An 18,128-nucleotide genomic window follows, 5' to 3' on the forward strand; every position below is an offset into this window, starting at 1 on the left:
GAAAGTAGAAAGGGCACCCCACAGGGCACAGTGAGCCGGTCGTTAGCCGGGTAAGTAAACCGTAAAGGTAGTACCTACGCCGGGCTGGCTCTCTACGGTAATCGTACCGCCAGCGTTTTCCACAATTTTCTTCACCATATAGAGCCCTACCCCCGAGCCCTCTACGTGGGAGTGCAGGCGCCGAAACATCCGGAACAGCTGCTCTTGCTGCGCTTGGGCCAAGCCCAAGCCATTGTCCCGCACAGTTAACACTACCTCCTCGTCTTTGCGTTGGCACCGAAGGTGCACCATGGCCGGCCGGTCGTAGGCGCGGTACTTTACGGCGTTGCTGAGCAGGTTGTACAGAATACTGCGCAGGTTTTTGGCCGAGAAATGCACAGTAGTGCAGGCATCCACATCGGCTGTGAATGTGGTGTTGGCGGCGGCCAGCAAGGGCTGCAAGTCGAGGTGCACGGCTTCTACCAGCGTCGGTAGGTCTACCAGCTCGGAACCAGCTTCATTGGGCTGAAGCTGCGACACATCGGTGAGGTGCACCAGCGTTTGCTGGAAGCGACTAACGGCGCCATCCATCATTTCCAGGAGCTGCGGCACCAAGTTGGCTTGCAGCGCCTCGACAGGCAGCTGCTCGCGCAGGGCTATCAGCAGGCCTTCGAGGTTGGCAATGGGGGCTTTCAAATCGTGTGAGGCCGTGTACACAAACGTATCCAGGTCGGTGTTGATGCGGGCGAGCCGCTGGTTGGTCTGGCCCAGCGTTTTGTTGGTCGTTTGCAGCTCGTTGTTCAGCTCCTGTACTTGCTGGCGGGCCAGCACCTGCTCGGTTACTTCTATCCCTACTGCTACTATCCCAGTGGTTTGCCGCTGGGCGTTGTAGAGTGGTTGAAAAACAAAATTGACGTAACTCGTTAGTGCCTCTCTATTCTGCTGGCGGGGCAATTGCACAGGCGCTTCCGTAATCAAGAAAGGCTCCCCCGTTTGGAGCACGCCGGCCAGAATTTCCTCAAACCCCTGCCCGGCGGTTTCGGGCATGGCCTCAAAATAGGGCCGGCCTACCACCTCTGCCGGCGAACGGCCCCAAATGTCGCCTACCGCAGAATTGGCCAGCTCTACCCGTAGCTCCGCACCACGCAGAATAGCAATAGCCATTGGGGCTTGTTCAAAAATACGCTGCAATTCAGCTTGTTGCGCATCACGCTGCTGACGAGCCAGCACTTGGCTGGTTACATCGTACGCAAACACGGAAATACCTACAGTCTGGCCGGCCTCGTAGTACGCTTGATAGGTGAAATTGAAATAAATCGTTTGAATTTCCTGAGTTTCCAGATCTTCAATGCTCAAGGGCACGGCATGCCCAAAGAAGGTTTCACCCGTTTGGTACACTTGGTCTAGCAACTCCACAAAACCCTGGGCTACGGCTTCGGGTTGCGTTTCGGCAATCGTACGACCGTGCATATTCCGACCTGGGAAAAGCTTTTGGTATGCTGAATTGAAGTATTCAAATCGATGCTCGGAACCGCGCAGCACGCAAATAACCGCTGGAGTTTGCTCAAAAATCTGATACAGATTTTCTCGCTCTCGTGCCCGTTGCTGGGCAGCAGCCAACATTTCAGCCTGTAGCGTATCCACCTGCTGGCGAGCCAGCACCCGGTCCGTAACGTCTAGAATAAAGGCCAGCACGCCCTGCACGCGATGCTGCGCGTCAAAAAGAGGTTGGTAAATAAAATCAATATACCGTTGCTCTGGCTGGCCGGTGGTAGGATCGTGGAGCAAGACAGCCGTTTCGGTGCCCGTAAAGGCCTTGCCCGTAGCAAATACGCCATTTAGCAAGTCGATAAAGCCTTGGTCTACCACCTCTGGCAGTACCTGGGCCACTGGCAGTCCTATCTGGGCCCTACCTGCGGAAAGTATCCGGTACTGGTCGTTGAAGAAGGAATAACGGTGCTCCGGTCCGTTGAGCGTGGCAATGGCAGCGGGCACCTGACCCATAATCTGTTGCAGCAGACTTTGCTGCACTTGCAGCTGCTCGCGCTGGTGCTCGGCTTCGCGCAGTGCGACCTGCGCTTCCTGCGTGCGCCGGGTTACGCGGGCCTCCAGCTCTTCATTCAACAGCTGTAGTGCCTGTTGCGTGTGGTCCAGCGCGGCATTGGCGTTCAGGTATTCCTCGTTGGTGGCCCGCAACTCTTCGTTAATGGACGCCAGTTCCTCATTCAACTCCTGCACCCTCTGCCTAGCCAACACCTGCTCCGTGACATCAATGACAATGTCGATGATACCTAGTACTGTGCCGTCCGCGTTATACAGCGGCTGGTAAACGAAGTTGAAGTAACGCGTTTCAACCTGCCCGTTCTGCAATACATCAGCTGCTACCTCTGTGCCTACGAAGGGCGTACGCGTGTCGGCTACCTGCCGAATTAGCTCCGCGAAGCCTTGGCCACGTAGTTCCGGCACGCCTTCTAGCAACGGACGGCCCACCACCTCCGCCGGCGCATAGCCCCACATAGCGCATAGTTGGTCGTTGGCGGCTGCCACTGTACAGTCGTCGCCCTGAAACAAGCCGATAGCCACCGGCGACTGGGTTAAGATGGCGTGCAACAAGTTGCGCTCTGTTTTCAGAGACTCATACATTTTCTGTTCGTGCGCCTGGCTTACGCGCAGTGCCTCTTCCACGGCCGTGCGCGGGTGTTCGTTGGTGTCTGTGAAGCTGACCACCAGCAGCTCGCTGTGGCGCTGCGCCACCAACTGGAAGTAGCCATCAAGCCCATCGTGCTGGTACAACATCTGGTGCCGCTCTACCCTACCCGAGCGAAAAGCCGCGCAGTAGAAGGCAAATACCCCTGTGGGCTGCGCGTTGGGATATAGCGTTAAAAACGTTTCGGTTGGCTGCTCTGGCTGTTGGAGCAATTGCTGAGCGGCACGATTGAGGCGCACGTACGCCAGATCCCGTATGGTTTCGCCATCGGCCGCCAACAGGGGGCGGAACAGGATAACACCCGTTAGCGAAATGTTCAACAGAACGTCTAACAGGCCTTCCGGCTCAGCAATAGGTAGAGGCAGCGAAACCGGGGGGGCAGGCATATCAAATTTATCAAGCAAACGAAAACTATCCCAAGATACAGCATTATAGTTCTGGGCAGGACACCTGCTAACGAGGAGCTTTTACCCCAGCCAGCACGTACGATGGCTAGGGTACCTAAACATCAAAAAGCCCCGGCGCGCACAACGGCGACCGGGGCTTTCTTTTGCTTGCAGAAGCGCGTTGGCGCAGCTTACAGGTGAATCACCTCGTCGTAAGCGGCGGCCGAAGCCTCCATAATGGCCTCGCTCATGGTGGGGTGCGGGTGCACCGACTTAATGATTTCGTGGCCCGTGGTTTCCAGCTTGCGGGCTACCACTACCTCGGCAATCATCTCGGTTACGTTGGCGCCAATCATGTGCGCGCCCAGCCACTCGCCGTACTTAGCATCGAAAATCACCTTCACAAACCCGTCTTTCACACCACCTGCCGAGGCTTTGCCGGAGGCCGAGAAGGGGAACTTGCCTACCTTGATGTCGAGGCCACGCTTGCGGGCTTCGGCTTCGGTAAGACCTACGGAGGCAATTTCGGGCTGGGCGTAGGTGCAGCCAGGAATGTTCTGGTAGTTGAGCGGCTCGGGGTGGTGCCCAGCAATCTTCTCCACGCAGATGATACCCTCAGCCGAGGCCACGTGCGCCAGCGCCGGACCGGGAATGATATCGCCAATGGCGTAGATGCCGTCCACGTTGGTCTTGTAGTAGTCGTCCACGATGACGCGGCCGCGGTCGGTTTTGATACCCAACTCTTCTAAGCCGATGTTTTCGATGTTGGTGGCAATGCCTACTGCCGAGAGCACCACGTCGCAGTCAATTTGCTGCTCACCTTTGGCGGTTTTCACCGTCACTTTGCAGCCTTGTCCGCTGGTGTCTACCTTGGTTACTTCGGCTTCGGTGAGGACGTTGACGCCGATTTTCTTGAAGGATTTCTCCATCTGCTTCGACACTTCCTCGTCCTCTACCGGCACAATGCGGGGTAGGTACTCCACAATGGTCACCTCCGAGCCCATGGTGCGGTAGAAGTACGCAAACTCGACGCCAATGGCGCCCGAACCTACCACTACCAGCTTCTTGGGCATCTGCTCCAGCGACATGGCTTTGCGGTAGCCAATGATTTTCTTGTCGTCGATGGGCAGGTTGGGCAGTTGGCGCGAGCGGGCACCGGTAGCCAGAATGATGCTCTTGGCTTCTACCGTTTCCTTGCCGCCATCGGCTTTGGTTACCTCAATCTTACCGGGTGCCAGCAGCTTGCCGGTGCCCATAATCGTTTCGATTTTATTCTTTTTGAACAGGAAGTTGATGCCCTTGCTCATGCCATCGGCCACGCCGCGGCTACGCTTCACCACGGCCGTAAAATCCTGGCTCACCCCGGTAGCGCTCAAACCATAGTCGCTGGCGTGGTTGAGGTATTCAAATACCTGGGCGCTTTTCAGCAAGGCTTTGGTAGGGATACAGCCCCAGTTGAGGCAGATGCCGCCCAGCGACTCGCGCTCTACCACGCCTACTTTCAGTCCGAGCTGCGAGGCCCGAATGGCGGCTACGTAGCCCCCGGGGCCGCTGCCGATAACGACCAGGTCGTATTGCAATGCCATACTGTTGTGTTGCTAGATAAAATAGAAAGGAAAAGACCACCCGGCAACGATGCTGCCGGACAGGACAAAGATAGGCAGCCGGGCGCACTCGCCCCAACCGCCGCGGTAGCGCCACCCGCGGGAGTGTTACCGGGTATTTTTTTCGGTGAAGCGCAGCCGGTTGCCACGCCCGTCCGTACAAAAGCGCCGTACCTGCCGGCCATTGTAGCCGGTCTGTTTGCCCTTTGCTTATCATGAGAACAACGATACCAGCCTTTTTGATTTGCGGCGCCACGCTGCTGCTCACCACCCAATGCGCCCGCACCACCGAGCCCGAAAACCCTACCTATACGCAGTCGGATGCTGCCCGTCGGGCCGTAGGCATGGAGGCTGCCACCCCAGACCTGGACACCATAGGCGCCGCTGCCACGGCTCCCGATGCCAGCCTGTCGGCCGCTGCTACGGCTCCCGTACCGGTCGCCCCAGATCTTAACGTTACCCCCGCCGATTACCGCACGGCCATCCGCACGGCCGACGCGGGCCTGAAGCTTCACCCGCGCAACTTCGACCTGCTGTTGACCCGCGCCAAGGCCCAAACAAAGCTCGGTAACTACGCCGAAGCTCTACCCGACTATACTGCCGCCCTGCGCCTGAAGTCCGACGATGCCAATGCCTACCGCGGCCGGGGTATGGCCTACGCCGCGTTACAACAATATTCCGCCGCTATTTCCGATTACTCCAAAGCGCTGAAATACAACCCCAACGACAAGGAGGCTTTCTTCAACAGGGGCAAAACGCGCATGCAGACCCTCAACTTCAAAGCCGCTATCAGCGACTTCACCCAGGCCATTGCCCTCGACTCTACCTACGCAGCCGCCTACGAAGCACGCGGTACCAGCTATTCATCCCTCAATCAACCCACTGAAGCCCGCGCCGATTTGGAAAAAGCGGCCACGTTGGCACCTCACGCTCGGCGCTAACTGTTAGGGTTTCTACCCTTCCAGCCCGCAGACTCGCAGCATCTCCTGCATACGGTGCTGGTAAGTATGCTCGCGTAAAGTGCGGGCGTAGGCCTGTGTCGCAATCCGGGCGCGTTCTTCTGGCCGTGCCAGGTAGTGCGTGCATAGCTCGGGTAGCTCGGAGGCGTCATTATAGAGTATAATTTCTTCATCTGGCACGTATAAATCCCGGATTTCCTCTTTGGTATCGCAGAGTTGAAACGCACGGCAGCCGCTGGCTTCGAACAGGCGCGGGTTGACACCATACGACCAGCGCTGGTACCAAGTGTGCAGATTAAGCACGATGCGGGCTTGGTTGAAGAGCAACGCCATTTCCGTTGGCGTGAAGTAGCCGTGCCGCAAGAAATGTGGGCGAAGGGGTGAGTTCTTGGAAATTTTGCGCTTCCACGGCCCAATAATAGCTACCCGATGATGTTGAATTAGCTCCAGCACCACTTTCTCCCGGATGGGGTGGTGGTCTCCGGCAAAAACAATATCATACTGCTGCTCCGTGCCCTCCATGGGATGGTGTATAGCCGGATCAATACCCACGGGCAGGAAATGAGGTTCGCGAACATGGTAGTGGCGGTACACCGGCGCAGTGCCCCGACTGTTGGAGAAGAAAAAGTCGTAGAGGGATAAGGGTAGGTACTGCTGGGCCAGGTCGAAGGGGTCGTTTAACCACCAGCAGATTGTAAGCAGGCCCCGGCGCTTCAACTCACGTAGCGTAGCCGCGTCGTGAGTCTTGCCGTAGATGGTAAAAAATACGTCAGGCTTGGTAGCTTCTACTACCTCCAGCAGTTGACGGTTTTTATAATCTAGAAACCCTTGAAACCGAATTTTCTCGCGCAGCCGCTCCACCTGATTGTCGCGTTCATGATTGAACACCACTACTTCATGTCCTAGCGCCAATAAGGCTTTTTCTACAAAACGCCCCATCGGGATAGTGCGCGTATGGCCGGGAATGGAAAGGAGAAATTTCATGGTTTACTCTTAAAGTTGTTTGTTACAGGAGTACGGAGGGAGCGTTCAGCAATAGGGAGTATTACTCACGCTGCGCACAAAATACGTGTAATCCGGTCGAATTGCAGTTCGGAAAGTTAGCGGCCAAACATCATCTTTAGATAAAAACCGGGCCGTCGGAGTTGCTCGCGCAGGTCCAGGTCCAGGAACATGTTGGTGAGGGTTTGGGCTAGGGTAGGGTTGCGCACGGCACGGTTGGCCACAAAGTTGAACAGCCAGGGGTAAGCCAGTAGCCGCTGCATGGCACGGCTCAAACGTAGCTCCTGCCACAGGCGATTGTACACAGCGGCATCGTAGCCTTTCAGAAAATCGGCGGTGAAGTTCTGGGCCTGCACGGCACGGGCAGCCCAGTCGGCCGCGTGCCTACCCGACACCATGGCGTGGCTGATGCCCTCGCCCGTGAAGGGGTCGATGAGGGAGCCGGCATCGCCGAGCAGCAGGTAGCCAGCTCCCGACAAGGAGCGCCGTTTGGAGCCCAGCGGCAGGCCCATGCCGCGCACCGGACCCAGCCGTTGGGCCTGGGCAAAGCGGTTTTTGAAGCTGGGGTGGGTAGTCAGGATTTCGTCGAGGCGGGCGCGCAGATTGATTTTCTTGGCCGAAACTTTATCGGTGCGCATCCCTACCCCCACGTTGGCCTGGCCGTTGGGTAGGGGGAAAATCCAGAGGTAGCCGGGTAAGAATTCTTTCAGAAAGTGTAGTTCGATGAAGCCGTGCGGGTGCATACCCGTCACCCCTTCATAATAGGTGCGCAGCCCCGCCGAGTGATGCGCGGGTTCCAGCACGTGTCCGCCAATTTGCCGAGCCTGCGCCGACTGCGCGCCGTTGGCAATCAGCAGCAGCCGCGGGGTAGCCACCAGTGTGCCGTCGGAAGCAAAGAGTTCCCATCGGCCATCGGGTAGGCGCTCGTGGCGAGCTACATCTACGCCCTCCCGAAAGTCAATTTCGGGTCTTTGGCGCACTTGCTCTATCAGCAGGCTATCGAAATCGAGGCGCTTGGCGACGTGGCCGGGTGCGGCCTCGGCGGCGGGGTTGTAGTGCGCCCGGAAGGGCACCGCCACGGGCCGACCATTAGGCGCAAAAAAGCTGATGCCCCAACAGGGCACTTGCTCAGCCGAGGCGGCTAGCCGCGCGGGTAGGTTGGCATCAATCCGGCGCAGCTCGTTGATGACCTTGCCGCTGAGCGCGTCGCCGCAGGTTTTGTCGCGCGGGAAGGTGGCGCGGTCGAGTAGCAGGCAGGGCTGGCCGGCGTTGGCGAGATGCAGGGCGGCCGTGGCCCCGCCCGGACCAGCGCCGAGGATGCAAATGTCCATTTTTTATTAGCTGTTAGCCATTAGCTGCTAGTCGATAGCTTCTCCATTTAAACCGCAAGCTACGAGATGCAAGCTATACGCATCGTTCAGATGGTTTACAGCTTCAATTTTGCACCCTATTCGTCAAAGCTCGTAGCTTGCAGCTTAAACATAAAAGCTATCGGCTAGCAGCTAATGGCTAACAGCTCAAACTAAATGACAAAACTGCTCGACGGAAAAGTGGCCCTCATCACGGGCGCTTCCAAAGGAATAGGCCGTGCGTTGGCCGTATATTTTGCCCAGCAGGGCGCGCAAGTGGCTTTCACCTACCTTTCCAGCGTAGAAAAAGGCCAGCAGCTGGAACAAGAACTGGCCGAGTTCGGCACCAAAGTGAAAGGCTTCCGCTCCGACGCTTCCATCTTCGCCGAAGCCGAAAAGCTGGTAGACGATGTGGTAGCAGAGTTCGGCAAGCTGGATATTCTGGTGAACAACGCCGGCATCACGCAGGACGGCCTACTCATGCGCATGAGCGAGCAGCAGTGGGACCAAGTGCTGGCCGTAAACCTGAAATCGGTGTTCAACCTCACCAAAGCCGCCACCAAACCCATGATGCGCGCCAAGGCAGGCAGCATTATTAATATGTCGTCGGTGGTAGGCGTGAAGGGCAACGCGGGCCAGGCCAACTACGCGGCTTCCAAAGCCGGTATTATTGGCTTCACGAAGTCGGTGGCGCTGGAACTGGGCTCGCGCAATATTCGCTGCAACGCCATTGCGCCTGGCTTCATCGAAACTGAAATGACAGGCGCCTTAGACCAAAAGCAAGTAGACGAGTGGCGCAAGGCCATTCCGCTGCGCCGCGGCGGCACACCCGAGGATGTGGCCAAAGCCACGGCTTTCCTGGCGTCGGACGATTCTTCGTACATCACCGGCCAAGTGCTGCAAGTGGATGGCGGCATGCTGACCTAACGTTACTTACTGCACTGAATAGCGCCAGCCCGCTCCGCCAAGATACGCTTGGTGAAGCGGGCTGGCTTCGTTTTAACTTGTTTTCTGAGCAAGTGAACACTTGAGCAAGAAGCATCCACGCGGAAGTATAAACGCAGAAAATGAGGCAACTACAAAAGGAAATACGCATCTTTTTGACGTCATTATTCTCGTCTTACTCACTTCCTGCCCATGAAAAACCCCACTACCCAAACTACACTTGTGCAAGCAAGTTTTGGTGCGCTGCTGCTCACTGGACTGCTGTTCTCTCCCGCGCAGGCTCAAAAGCCTACCCTCACGCTGGACTTATCGAAGTCGGGCGCTGCGGTAAGCCCCATGCTGTATGGCTTGATGACGGAGGAAATCAACCACTCTTATGACGGCGGCCTGTATGCCGAGTTGATCCGCAACCGCACGTTCAAAGACGACCCTACCACCCCCGAGGGGTGGAGCCTAGTGCAGGATAAGGCTGGTTCCAAGGCCAGCATCAAGCTGATAGCCGCCACCCAGGACAACGTACCGTACGACGAGCGGCGCCACGCCATCAACGATGCCCTGACCACCTGCCTGCGCCTGACCGTGGAGAAGGCCGACGGCCGGGTAGGCGTGGCTAATGAGGGCTACTGGGGCATTCCCGTGAAACCTGCTACCACCTATCAAGCATCGTTTTACTTGAAAGGCACGGGTAGCATTCCGCCGCCGCGGCAGCGCCCTGGTCAGCCCGCGCCACCTGCCGGGCCCGTTATCGAGGACAATACCGCTGGCCCCATGCAGGTTACCATCGAGAGCAACGACGGCAAAACGGTATACGCCACGGGCACCGTGAACCTGGAGAAAAGTATTTATTGGAAGAAGTACAACGTGGCCCTGACCACCGGCGCCAACGTGAAGCCCACGAAAGATGCCCGGTTCGTCATTTCCACCGACCGCCCCGGCCTGTACTACTTCAATCTGGTGTCGCTGTTTCCGCCTACCTTCAATAACCGCCCCAACGGCAACCGGCCTGATCTAACGCAGATGATGCTGGATATGAAGCCTGCGTTTCTGCGCTTCCCCGGCGGCAACTACCTAGAAGGGCCGCTGCTAACGGATGCGTTTCCCTGGAAAACCACGCTGGGGCCGCTGGAAAGTCGGCCCGGCCACCGGGGCTCCTGGGGCTACCGTGCCTCCGATGGCATGGGGCTAATGGAGTTCCTGCTGTGGTGCGAGGAAATTAAGGCCGAGCCCTTGCTGGGCGTGTATGCGGGCTACTCGCTGAATGGTGACCATGTGGATGCTGGGCCGCTCTTGAAACCATACGTAGAGGATGCGCTAGATGAGATTGAGTACGTGATGGGCGACGTGACTACCTACTGGGGCGCCAAGCGCGCCGCCGATGGCCACCCCGCCCCATTTAAGCTGCGCTACGTGGAAATCGGCAACGAGGACTGGTTTGACCGGAGCAACAGCTACGACGGTCGTTTCAACCAGTTTCGCACCGCCATTGAGCAGAAATATCCGCAGCTGCACTGCATTTCTACCATTGCTGACGCGCAATTTCCCAGTCAGAAAGTGACCACCGGCAAAGCACCGGAGCTGCTGGATGAGCACTACTACCGCAATGCCTGGGACATGTGGCAGAACGCCGCCCAGTACGATGCCTATGACCGCAACGGCCCCAAAATCTTTGTAGGCGAATGGGCCACGCGCGAGGGCGTGCCCACCACCAACCTAAACGCCGCTCTGGGCGACGCCGCTTGGATGACCGGCATGGAGCGCAACGCTGATCTGGTGGTGATGTCGTGCTACGCGCCGCTGTTTGTAAATGTGAATACCGCCACGGCCACCGCCAAAAAGGCCTGGCAGTGGGATTCGGACCTCATTGGCTATGATGCGCTGAACAGCTACGGGTCGCCTTCCTACTATGTGCAGAAGATGTTCAGCGAGTATTTAGGCAATCAGATTGTGCCGACCACTGCCGCCAACATCCCTATGCGCCCCCGCCCCATGACTCGCCGCGACAGCACCGAGGGTAGGACCCCGAAGCCCGTACCCAGCCTGTTCTACGCCGCTACCAAGGACGATAAAACCGGCGCCGTTTATCTGAAGCTCGTCAACACGCTGGGCACCAAGCAGCCTATCGACATCAACCTGCAAGGCATTACGAAGCTGGAGCCCAGCGCCACCATGGTGGTGCTGAAAGGCAACAAACCAGAGGATACGAACAGCATCACGGAGCCCAAAAAAATTGTTCCCGCTACGGCCAAAATCAAACGGGTAGCTCCCCGGTTCACCCGTACCCTCGACCCGTATTCGGTGACGGTATTAGAATTGCAGCCGAGACAGTAGGCATTATCGAAGCAGAAGAATAGCATCGAGCCGCAGTGGCGGGCGTAACCGCCGGCTACTGCGGCTCGATCTGTACATAATACACCACGAAATGCGGGATGTGAAACCGCGAGTACCACTCCCCTACTGGCACCCGGCTTTGTGCCAGGCTGCAATACAGAAGCCACCCGTCCGACTACTGCGGGTGCGCGAACTGCTGCGCCGCACTGCGCCGGCCACCACAACCACGCCGGAGGTGGTGCCGCTGGGCCGCTACCAGTTTCGACCGCTACGGCAGGAACTGTGGCTGGATGGCGCTTGTACGGCTCGCCTTTCCGCCCGCGAAAACGAGTTGCTTTTGCTCTTGGTTCAACATCGCAACGGCGTGGTGGACCGCCGCACCTGCCTCCGCCGCCTCTGGGGCGACGACAACTTCTTCACTGCCCGCACCATGGACGTGTACGTGTCGCGCCTGCGCAAGCATCTGCGGCAGGATGCGTCGTTGCATATTCTGAATATCCGGGGGGTAGGGTTTAAGCTGATTGAGTAGCCACCCGCTACCCAAGGTGCGGAGGCTATATCTTGCATGTTCGTTGACACGTTGATGCCCGGCTGCATCCCTACCTTTCCAAACAAGTAGATCCAAGCCGGGTTGTACAAGCTTCAACCGGGCGCCGCTCGTCATTTCTTATTGCGCCCCCACTTTCCCTATGACTTCCAAACGTACCCTGATTCCCCTCACACTGGGTGGGTTTGCCATTGGCATGACCGAATTCGTGATGATGGGCATTTTGCCGGATATTGCCCAGGCCATGCACCTGTCCATTCCTACGGCCGGACACTTTATTTCAGCCTACGCGCTGGGCGTGGTAGTAGGGGCGCCGCTGCTGGTGGCCCTCACCGGCAAGCTCCCGCCCCGGCAGATTCTGGCGCTCCTCATGGGCCTATTTGCTTTCGGCAACGCCCTGTCGGTGCTGGTGCCCAACTACGAGCTGATGCTGCTGACCCGCTTTATTTCGGGCCTGCCACACGGAGCGTTTTTCGGGGTAGGCGCGGTGGTATCGGGGCGCCTGGCCGCACCGGGCAAAGAGGCGCAGGCCGTTTCCATCATGTTTGCGGGCCTGACGGTGGCCAATATTATCGGGGTGCCGATTGGCACGTACCTGGGCCACACCTTTAGCTGGCGTATTCCATTCGTGCTCATTGTGGTGGTAGCCCTGCTCACGGTGCTGAGCGTGCGGCGCTGGATTCCCGACCTACCCGCCAAGGAAACCAACCTACGCCAGGAGTTCCGCGCTTTCACCCGGCTGGAACCATGGTTGATTATCGGCATTACCATTCTGGGCAATGGGGGCTTCTTCGCGTGGTTCAGCTACATTGTGCCGCTGTTCACCGAGGTGGCCGGCTTCAGCCCCAATGCTGTCACGTTTCTGATGGTGCTGGCGGGCGTGGGCATGTCGCTGGGCAACCTGCTGGGCGGCTGGCTCACCGACCGTATCTCACCGCTGCGGGCCACTACCTGGCTGCTGGCCGCCATGACGGGCGCCCTGCTCATCACGCCCTTTGCTGCCCACCACCAACTCCCGACCATCCTGATGACCATGCTGACGGGCGCCCTAGCCTTTTCCACAGCGGCCCCCATCCAGATGCTTATGATTCGGGCGGCGAAGGGCTCCGAGATGCTGGCCTCGTCCCTGAGCCAGTCGGGCTTCAATACCGGCAATGCGCTAGGCGCCTACCTGGGCGGCCTACCCATTGCGGCCGGTCTGGGCTACACCTCGCCCGAGTGGGTAGGCGCGGCGCTGGTGGTAGGCGGCATCCTGTGTTGCGTGGCTCTGGTGGTGAGCAGGCGGAAGAATGTGCAGGTAGAGTTGGCCGTGCGGTAGGGTTTTCTGCTGTAGCGCAGCATAAGCCGGCCAATTCCAGCCCACACGACGGCGTATTTCACTTTCTGGCCGGCTCATACGGAAACGGCAGTTCCATCCGTATCTCGTGGTCTTCGCCGGCAGCATTGATGAATCGGGCGGCCCGCATGGCGCGCAGAGCTTCTTCGTCGCAGCCATGGCCCAGGCCCTGCACCACGGCCACGTCTTTCGGCACGCCATCTTTATCAATGGTAAGCTGCACGGTGACGTGGCCGCTTACATTTTGCTGCCGGGCCGCTTCGGGGTAGCGCAAGCCAGCATATAGGGTTTCGTAGCCGCCAATGAGTTGTACACTGGGTCTCTCTTCGGCTTCTTGCCCTTCTTTGAAGTCAAGATATAGCTCTGGTGGATTAAGGTTACCCGCCGCGGTAGGCGCTTGGTACACAAGACCATGCCGTTGCAAATATTCCTCTAACGGCTCTAAACCAACTTTTGCCCGCCGTTCATTCACCCTTACCTCGTCTTCAATGGGGTAGAGTTTCCCATGTCCTTTCCGGTCGAAGAGTGATTGTGAGCCATACACCTGTTTTTCTCCTTGCTCAGTTTTTAAGCGGTCGATGAGGAGGGCCAGCGCTGACCATGAAAACTCGCCTTGATCAGCGGCAGCAGTGAGCAACGGTAGATACTTCGCGTCGGGATTATGCTGGATCACAAAAAAACGCCACGTCCTTTTGATACTCGCCTACCAGTGACTTGCCAGGATAACCGTGTCGGGCAATCAGGCTGTCTACCTGTTTGATTGTTTGATAGTCCATAACACTTTGCTGGCGCATAGCGTCATCGGCTTGCGCCGAATTTAGTCCAAGCTTCTTATCTGCCACTTCTGTTACTAAACGAAAGTGCTGATCCTGATACTCTATCTTTTTCAACAACGCCACCAGCTGCGGATCGAAGCGCGCCTCGTGGCGCTGCTGCTTGGTGCGGGCGCGGGTGAGGAGGCGGTTCCAGCCAGCTTGCGAAGTCAGCGAAGCAAAGCTTTCTTCCGCTTCGAGGTCCTCTGCCGGGAAGTAGCCTTTGTCGACAGCTTGTTTCAGCAGTTGCAGCGCCGCTTTGGGTTCCTGGTTGCGGGCAGCGGCTTCGGCAGCCTGGTAGTAGTCCTTAGCGGCGCCGGGCTGGTGCTTCAGAGCTTGTTGGTAGGTGGCGCTGGCAGCGGCGTAATCTTGTTTCGACAGAGAAAGGCGGGCCGCTAGCAGAGCATCAGCAGAAGACTGTGCCTGAGCGGATTGCACGCCTAGCAAAGCAGCCACAGCCAGCCCGACCACGTAATGGTATCGCATACAAAATAGAATAGAAGAACCGTCTGGTTCGTTAAGGAATACTGCTGCGGCTAAGCTATCCATTTTTTCCATTCACTCAGTTCTCCCGCGTAACTTCCTACCTTCGCTCTGCTACCAGTTCGCGCAACTATCCCCGCTGCTCCGGGGTTCTTAGCATTCCATCTGATATCGTCGCCTTTTGCTGACTACCGCTTATTCTCCCTGGTTTATCCTGCTGTGCCTGGCCGTGGGCGCCGGCTACGCGGCCTTGCTTTACTCGGCGCGGGCGCCGTGGAGCAAGCCCATCAACTATCTGTTGGCCGCGTTGCGCTTTGTGGTTGTAAGCTTTTTATGCTTTCTGCTGCTGGGGCCGTTTGTGCGCGCCACCACCAATACCACCGAAGCGCCTACCCTTGTGCTGGCCGTAGATAACTCGCAGTCGGTGGAGCTGTTCACGCCCGCGCCGGTGTTGCAGCAGGCGCGCACGGGCCTCACGCAACTGGCTGCTACCCTGCGCGGCCGCGGTTTCAACGTGGAAACCCGCACCCTTCCTCCCGCCCCGCGCCTACCCGCCACCCCCGATTCGGTGCGCTTCACGGCAGCGGCCACCGACCTTGATGCGCTGCTCGGCGGCGTGCAGGAAGGCTACGAGGGCCGCAACCTCGCCGGCGTGGTGCTGCTCTCCGATGGTATCGTGAACCAGGGTAGGGCGCCGGCATACACCACCTACAAATTCCCGATTTATGGTGTGGCCGTGGGCGACACCGTGCCCAAAAAAGACCTCAGCCTACCCGCGCTCAACTACAACCGCGTGGCCTTCAGCGGCAACAAATTCCCAATTGAAGCGGAAGTGGCCTACGATGGTTTTGCGGGCGGCACGGCTACCGTGCAGTTGCGCGAAGGCGGCCGCGTGCTGGCGAGCAACACCGTACGGCTGCCAGCGAATCAGCGCCGCACCAAAACCACGTTTTTGCTGACAGCGCCCGCCCCAGGCAAGCGTCGCTACGAGATTGTTATTCAGAAGCAGGCCGGCGAATTCACCTTGCTCAACAACAGTAAGTTTGCTTATGTGGATGTGGTGCGTGGCAAGCTGCGCGTGCTGCTGGCTGCCGCCGCTCCTCATCCCGATCTAAAAGCCCTGCGCGCCGCCATCAACGGCAACGACAACTACGAGCTGGTGGCCTACTTGCCCGGCATCACGCCCCTGAAAGCACAGGACTACGACGTGGCCATTCTGCACCAACTGCCCAGTCGTCTGGGCGTGGGGCAGGAAGTGCTGAACCTGGTGCGTCAGCAGCGCCTACCCGCCTTATATATCCTAGGGGCGCAGTCTGATTTCACGGCGTTCAACAACGCCGGCGCGGGCCTGACGGTGCAGCCCCGCGGCCAGCAAACCGACGACGTGACGCCCGCACCCAATCCAGCCTTTGCCCGTTTCACGTTCTCGCAGGACGATTTGCAGCGCTTCGCCGCCTACCCACCCGCACCGGTGCCCTTTGGGGAGGTGCAGTTGAGTGGCGGTGCCGAAGCCGCTTTGTTGCAACAGGTAGGACGCCTGCGCACCACCAAGCCCCTGTTGGTATTTGGCGGCGGCACGCAGACCAAAACGGCTACCCTGCTCACGGAAGGAAGCTGGCAGTGGCGCTTGCAGGAAGCCGTGGAGCACGACGACCGCCCCGAGGCCTACGACCGCTTGGTGGTGCGCACGCTCCAGCTGCTCACCCAAAACGCCAACAAAAAGCGCCTCGACGTGTATCCTACCCAGGACGACTTCACGACCCGCGACGACGTGACGTTTGGCGTAGAGACGTACAACGCCATCTTCGAGCGCATTTATAATCAGAAGATTACCCTCACGCTCACCAACGAACAGAACCAGCCGCGCACGTTCACCTTCAGCAACAGCGAGGACGGTTCGCCGCTCCACCTGGGGCCGCTGCCTGGCGGGCTCTACCGCTACCAGGCCCGCGCTACCCTGGGCGGTCAGCCTCAGCAGGCCAGCGGCGAGCTACTGGTGCAAGAGCAGCAGTTGGAAGCCCTTCAGTCGCGCGCCGACCACAACCTGCTCTACCAGCTCAGCCGTCAGAGTGGGCAGCGCTTGTACTACCCTAATCAGTTTGCGCAGCTCGCCCAGGATATTGAGAAGGCTGATTACAAGCCGGTTATTTATTCGCAGGAAGATTTAAAGGAATTGATTGACCAGAAATGGTTGTTTTTTCTGCTGCTGGCGTTCGTGACGGCCGAATGGGCCATCCGGAAATATTCGGGCGCTATCTAATCTTTTTCGCATCTGCGAGTGGCGCAGCCAAACCAGTCGTTTTTGTCGGCCAGCCGTTCTGTCTTGCTTTTGCCCTACCTACTCTTCCTATGAAATCCCTTTTTCCTGCTCTGCTCCTGATTTCCTGCCTGTCTGCTTGCCAACAAACCCCCGAGGAGCAAGCTCAAGCTCAAGTGAAAGAAGCCGTGCACGCCCACTTCACGCATAAAGAGGACTACCAGCCGGGTGAGTTCCGCTCGCGCCCCTACACGCGCCACGATTCCCTTACGTATCAGGCGCGTATGGCGGTGCTGAATGCGGCGGCTTTGCCCGGTGGCACCGTTCCGCCCCTGGCCCTACCCCCACGCCGCCCCGCCGATACGGTACGCATCGGCACACTGATAGCGCACGCCTACAATACGTCGGGAGGCCACGGCATTGCCCGCCACGATAGTGCCACGTACGTAGTGTACCGCTCGGGCAACATGCACGAGGTAATACCCGAGGGTATAGTGCAAAGCCGGCTGCGCAAGCTGGGGCGTTAGGCGTAGCGGTGGAGCCTGAAATTTGTCGACCTTTGCAGCGTAATTTATCTTGCTCCCATGCGCTACCTGCTGCTCAACAAGCCCTACGAAGTCCTCACTCAGTTCACCGACGAAAGCGGCCGGGCCACGCTCAAAGACTTTGTGGCCGTACCCAACATCTATCCCGTAGGTCGGCTGGACTATGACTCCGAAGGTTTGGTGCTGCTCACCGACGACAAGCAGTTGCAACACCGCCTGTCAGAGCCGCGCTTTAAGATTCCGAAAACGTATTGGGTGCAGGTAGAGGGCGAGCCGACGGAGGAAGCTCTGGAGCAACTACGCCGCGGCGTGGACATCAAATCTGGTTTTACGACCCCCGCCGAGGCGGCGCTACTACCTGAGCCGCCCGCGCTGTGGGAACGGAGCAAGCCGGTACGCTTTCGGGCCAATATTCCCACTAGCTGGCTGCAAATCACGATTTCGCAGGGCATGAACCGGCAGGTGCGTAAGATGACGGCCGCCGTGGGTTTCCCTACCCTGCGCCTGGTACGCGCCCGGCTGGCTGGCATCGACTTACTGGACCTGGCGCCCGGCCAGTGGCGTGAGCTGACCGCCGCCGAAATACAGACGCTCAAGGACCTCACCGACGCCCAAACCGCCGAGGCCGGCACTTCCCGCGCCACCGACAGCCGCAAAAAGGGTGAGTTTTGGCCCGGCGGCATACGCCCCAGCACCAAGCCCAAAAACACAGCCGGCGGCTACAACCGCGGCGGTTTTGGTGGCAAACCGGATGCCCGCTCCAACGACAAAGGCAAACCCTCCGACAAGGGCAGCCGCGGCGCCAGCCGGAAACCCGGCACGAGCCGCCCTACCAGCGGCGGCCGCAATGCTGGCCGGAAATAATGCGCCGGCGGTGGTGGCTGTGGGC

General features: G+C 58.6%; 14 protein-coding genes. 8 read left to right on the plus strand and 6 right to left on the minus strand.

Annotation, left to right across the window (positions count from 1 at the left end):
- Positions 1-42: 42 nt before the first annotated feature.
- Both F1C16_RS11900 and lpdA read right to left on the minus strand, forming a co-directional pair.
- Positions 43-3,072: a PAS domain-containing protein gene (locus F1C16_RS11900; protein ID WP_185280870.1), complete on the minus strand. Its 3,030-nt coding sequence runs from the start codon at positions 3,070-3,072 to the stop codon at positions 43-45.
- 191 nt (positions 3,073-3,263) lie between these two features.
- Entirely contained in the window at positions 3,264-4,658 is a 1,395-nt protein-coding gene (gene lpdA / locus F1C16_RS11905; protein ID WP_185280871.1) for a dihydrolipoyl dehydrogenase, read from the minus strand.
- A 233-nt stretch (positions 4,659-4,891) separates the two neighbouring features.
- On the opposite strand from lpdA, the gene F1C16_RS11910 reads away from it, so the two are divergent.
- Positions 4,892-5,617, plus strand: coding sequence for a tetratricopeptide repeat protein (locus F1C16_RS11910; protein ID WP_185280872.1), 726 nt, complete (start codon positions 4,892-4,894; stop codon positions 5,615-5,617).
- 12 nt (positions 5,618-5,629) lie between these two features.
- On the opposite strand, the gene F1C16_RS11915 is transcribed toward F1C16_RS11910, so the two are convergent.
- Together F1C16_RS11915 and F1C16_RS11920 are read right to left on the minus strand one after the other, a co-directional pair.
- Positions 5,630-6,619, minus strand: coding sequence for a glycosyltransferase (locus F1C16_RS11915; RefSeq protein WP_185280873.1), 990 nt, complete (start codon positions 6,617-6,619; stop codon positions 5,630-5,632).
- 116 nt (positions 6,620-6,735) lie between these two features.
- Positions 6,736-7,968: an NAD(P)/FAD-dependent oxidoreductase gene (locus tag F1C16_RS11920; protein ID WP_185280874.1), complete on the minus strand. Its 1,233-nt coding sequence runs from the start codon at positions 7,966-7,968 to the stop codon at positions 6,736-6,738.
- A 195-nt stretch (positions 7,969-8,163) separates the two neighbouring features.
- Here F1C16_RS11920 and fabG point away from each other — a divergent pair, with 195 nt between their 5' ends.
- The 4 genes from fabG to F1C16_RS11940 all read left to right on the plus strand — a co-directional run bounded on the left by fabG (position 8,164) and on the right by F1C16_RS11940 (position 13,124).
- The gene (gene fabG / locus F1C16_RS11925; protein WP_185280875.1) at positions 8,164-8,913 is read left to right on the plus strand and encodes a 3-oxoacyl-[acyl-carrier-protein] reductase; all 750 of its coding nucleotides are present in this window, start codon (positions 8,164-8,166) and stop codon (positions 8,911-8,913) included.
- A gap of 210 nt (positions 8,914-9,123) precedes the next feature.
- A complete protein-coding gene (locus tag F1C16_RS11930; protein ID WP_185280876.1) occupies positions 9,124-11,259 on the plus strand; it encodes an alpha-L-arabinofuranosidase C-terminal domain-containing protein in 2,136 nt (711 codons plus the stop codon).
- Between the two features lie 100 nt (positions 11,260-11,359).
- Positions 11,360-11,788: a winged helix-turn-helix domain-containing protein gene (locus F1C16_RS11935; RefSeq protein ID WP_185280877.1), complete on the plus strand. Its 429-nt coding sequence runs from the start codon at positions 11,360-11,362 to the stop codon at positions 11,786-11,788.
- Positions 11,789-11,948: 160 nt separating this feature from the next.
- On the plus strand, positions 11,949-13,124 hold the full coding sequence (locus F1C16_RS11940) for an MFS transporter (RefSeq protein ID WP_185280878.1): 1,176 nt from the start codon (positions 11,949-11,951) through the stop codon (positions 13,122-13,124).
- 58 nt (positions 13,125-13,182) lie between these two features.
- Here the strand turns inward: F1C16_RS11940 and F1C16_RS11945 are convergent, their stop codons facing one another.
- A complete protein-coding gene (locus tag F1C16_RS11945) occupies positions 13,183-13,815 on the minus strand; it encodes an energy transducer TonB (protein ID WP_185280879.1) in 633 nt (210 codons plus the stop codon).
- Positions 13,802-14,440, minus strand: a complete 639-nt coding sequence (locus tag F1C16_RS11950; protein ID WP_185280880.1) for a hypothetical protein — start codon at positions 14,438-14,440, stop codon at positions 13,802-13,804. Before F1C16_RS11950 ends, F1C16_RS11945 begins: the two co-directional genes overlap by 14 nt.
- 178 nt (positions 14,441-14,618) lie before the next feature.
- Between F1C16_RS11950 and F1C16_RS11955 the strand changes: the two genes are divergently transcribed.
- The 3 genes from F1C16_RS11955 to F1C16_RS11965 all read left to right on the plus strand — a co-directional run bounded on the left by F1C16_RS11955 (position 14,619) and on the right by F1C16_RS11965 (position 18,103).
- Positions 14,619-16,697, plus strand: a complete 2,079-nt coding sequence (locus F1C16_RS11955; protein WP_258048889.1) for a VWA domain-containing protein — start codon at positions 14,619-14,621, stop codon at positions 16,695-16,697.
- Positions 16,698-16,786: 89 nt separating this feature from the next.
- Positions 16,787-17,221 (plus strand): hypothetical protein, encoded by a 435-nt coding sequence (locus F1C16_RS11960; RefSeq protein ID WP_185280881.1) that lies wholly within the window; start codon positions 16,787-16,789, stop codon positions 17,219-17,221.
- A 57-nt stretch (positions 17,222-17,278) separates the two neighbouring features.
- Entirely contained in the window at positions 17,279-18,103 is an 825-nt protein-coding gene (locus F1C16_RS11965; RefSeq protein ID WP_185280882.1) for a pseudouridine synthase, read from the plus strand.
- Positions 18,104-18,128: the final 25 nt, after the last annotated feature.

Origin of the sequence: Hymenobacter sp. NBH84 (assembly GCF_014217645.1) — a bacterium.
In the GTDB taxonomy this organism is placed as follows: domain Bacteria; phylum Bacteroidota; class Bacteroidia; order Cytophagales; family Hymenobacteraceae; genus Hymenobacter; species Hymenobacter profundi.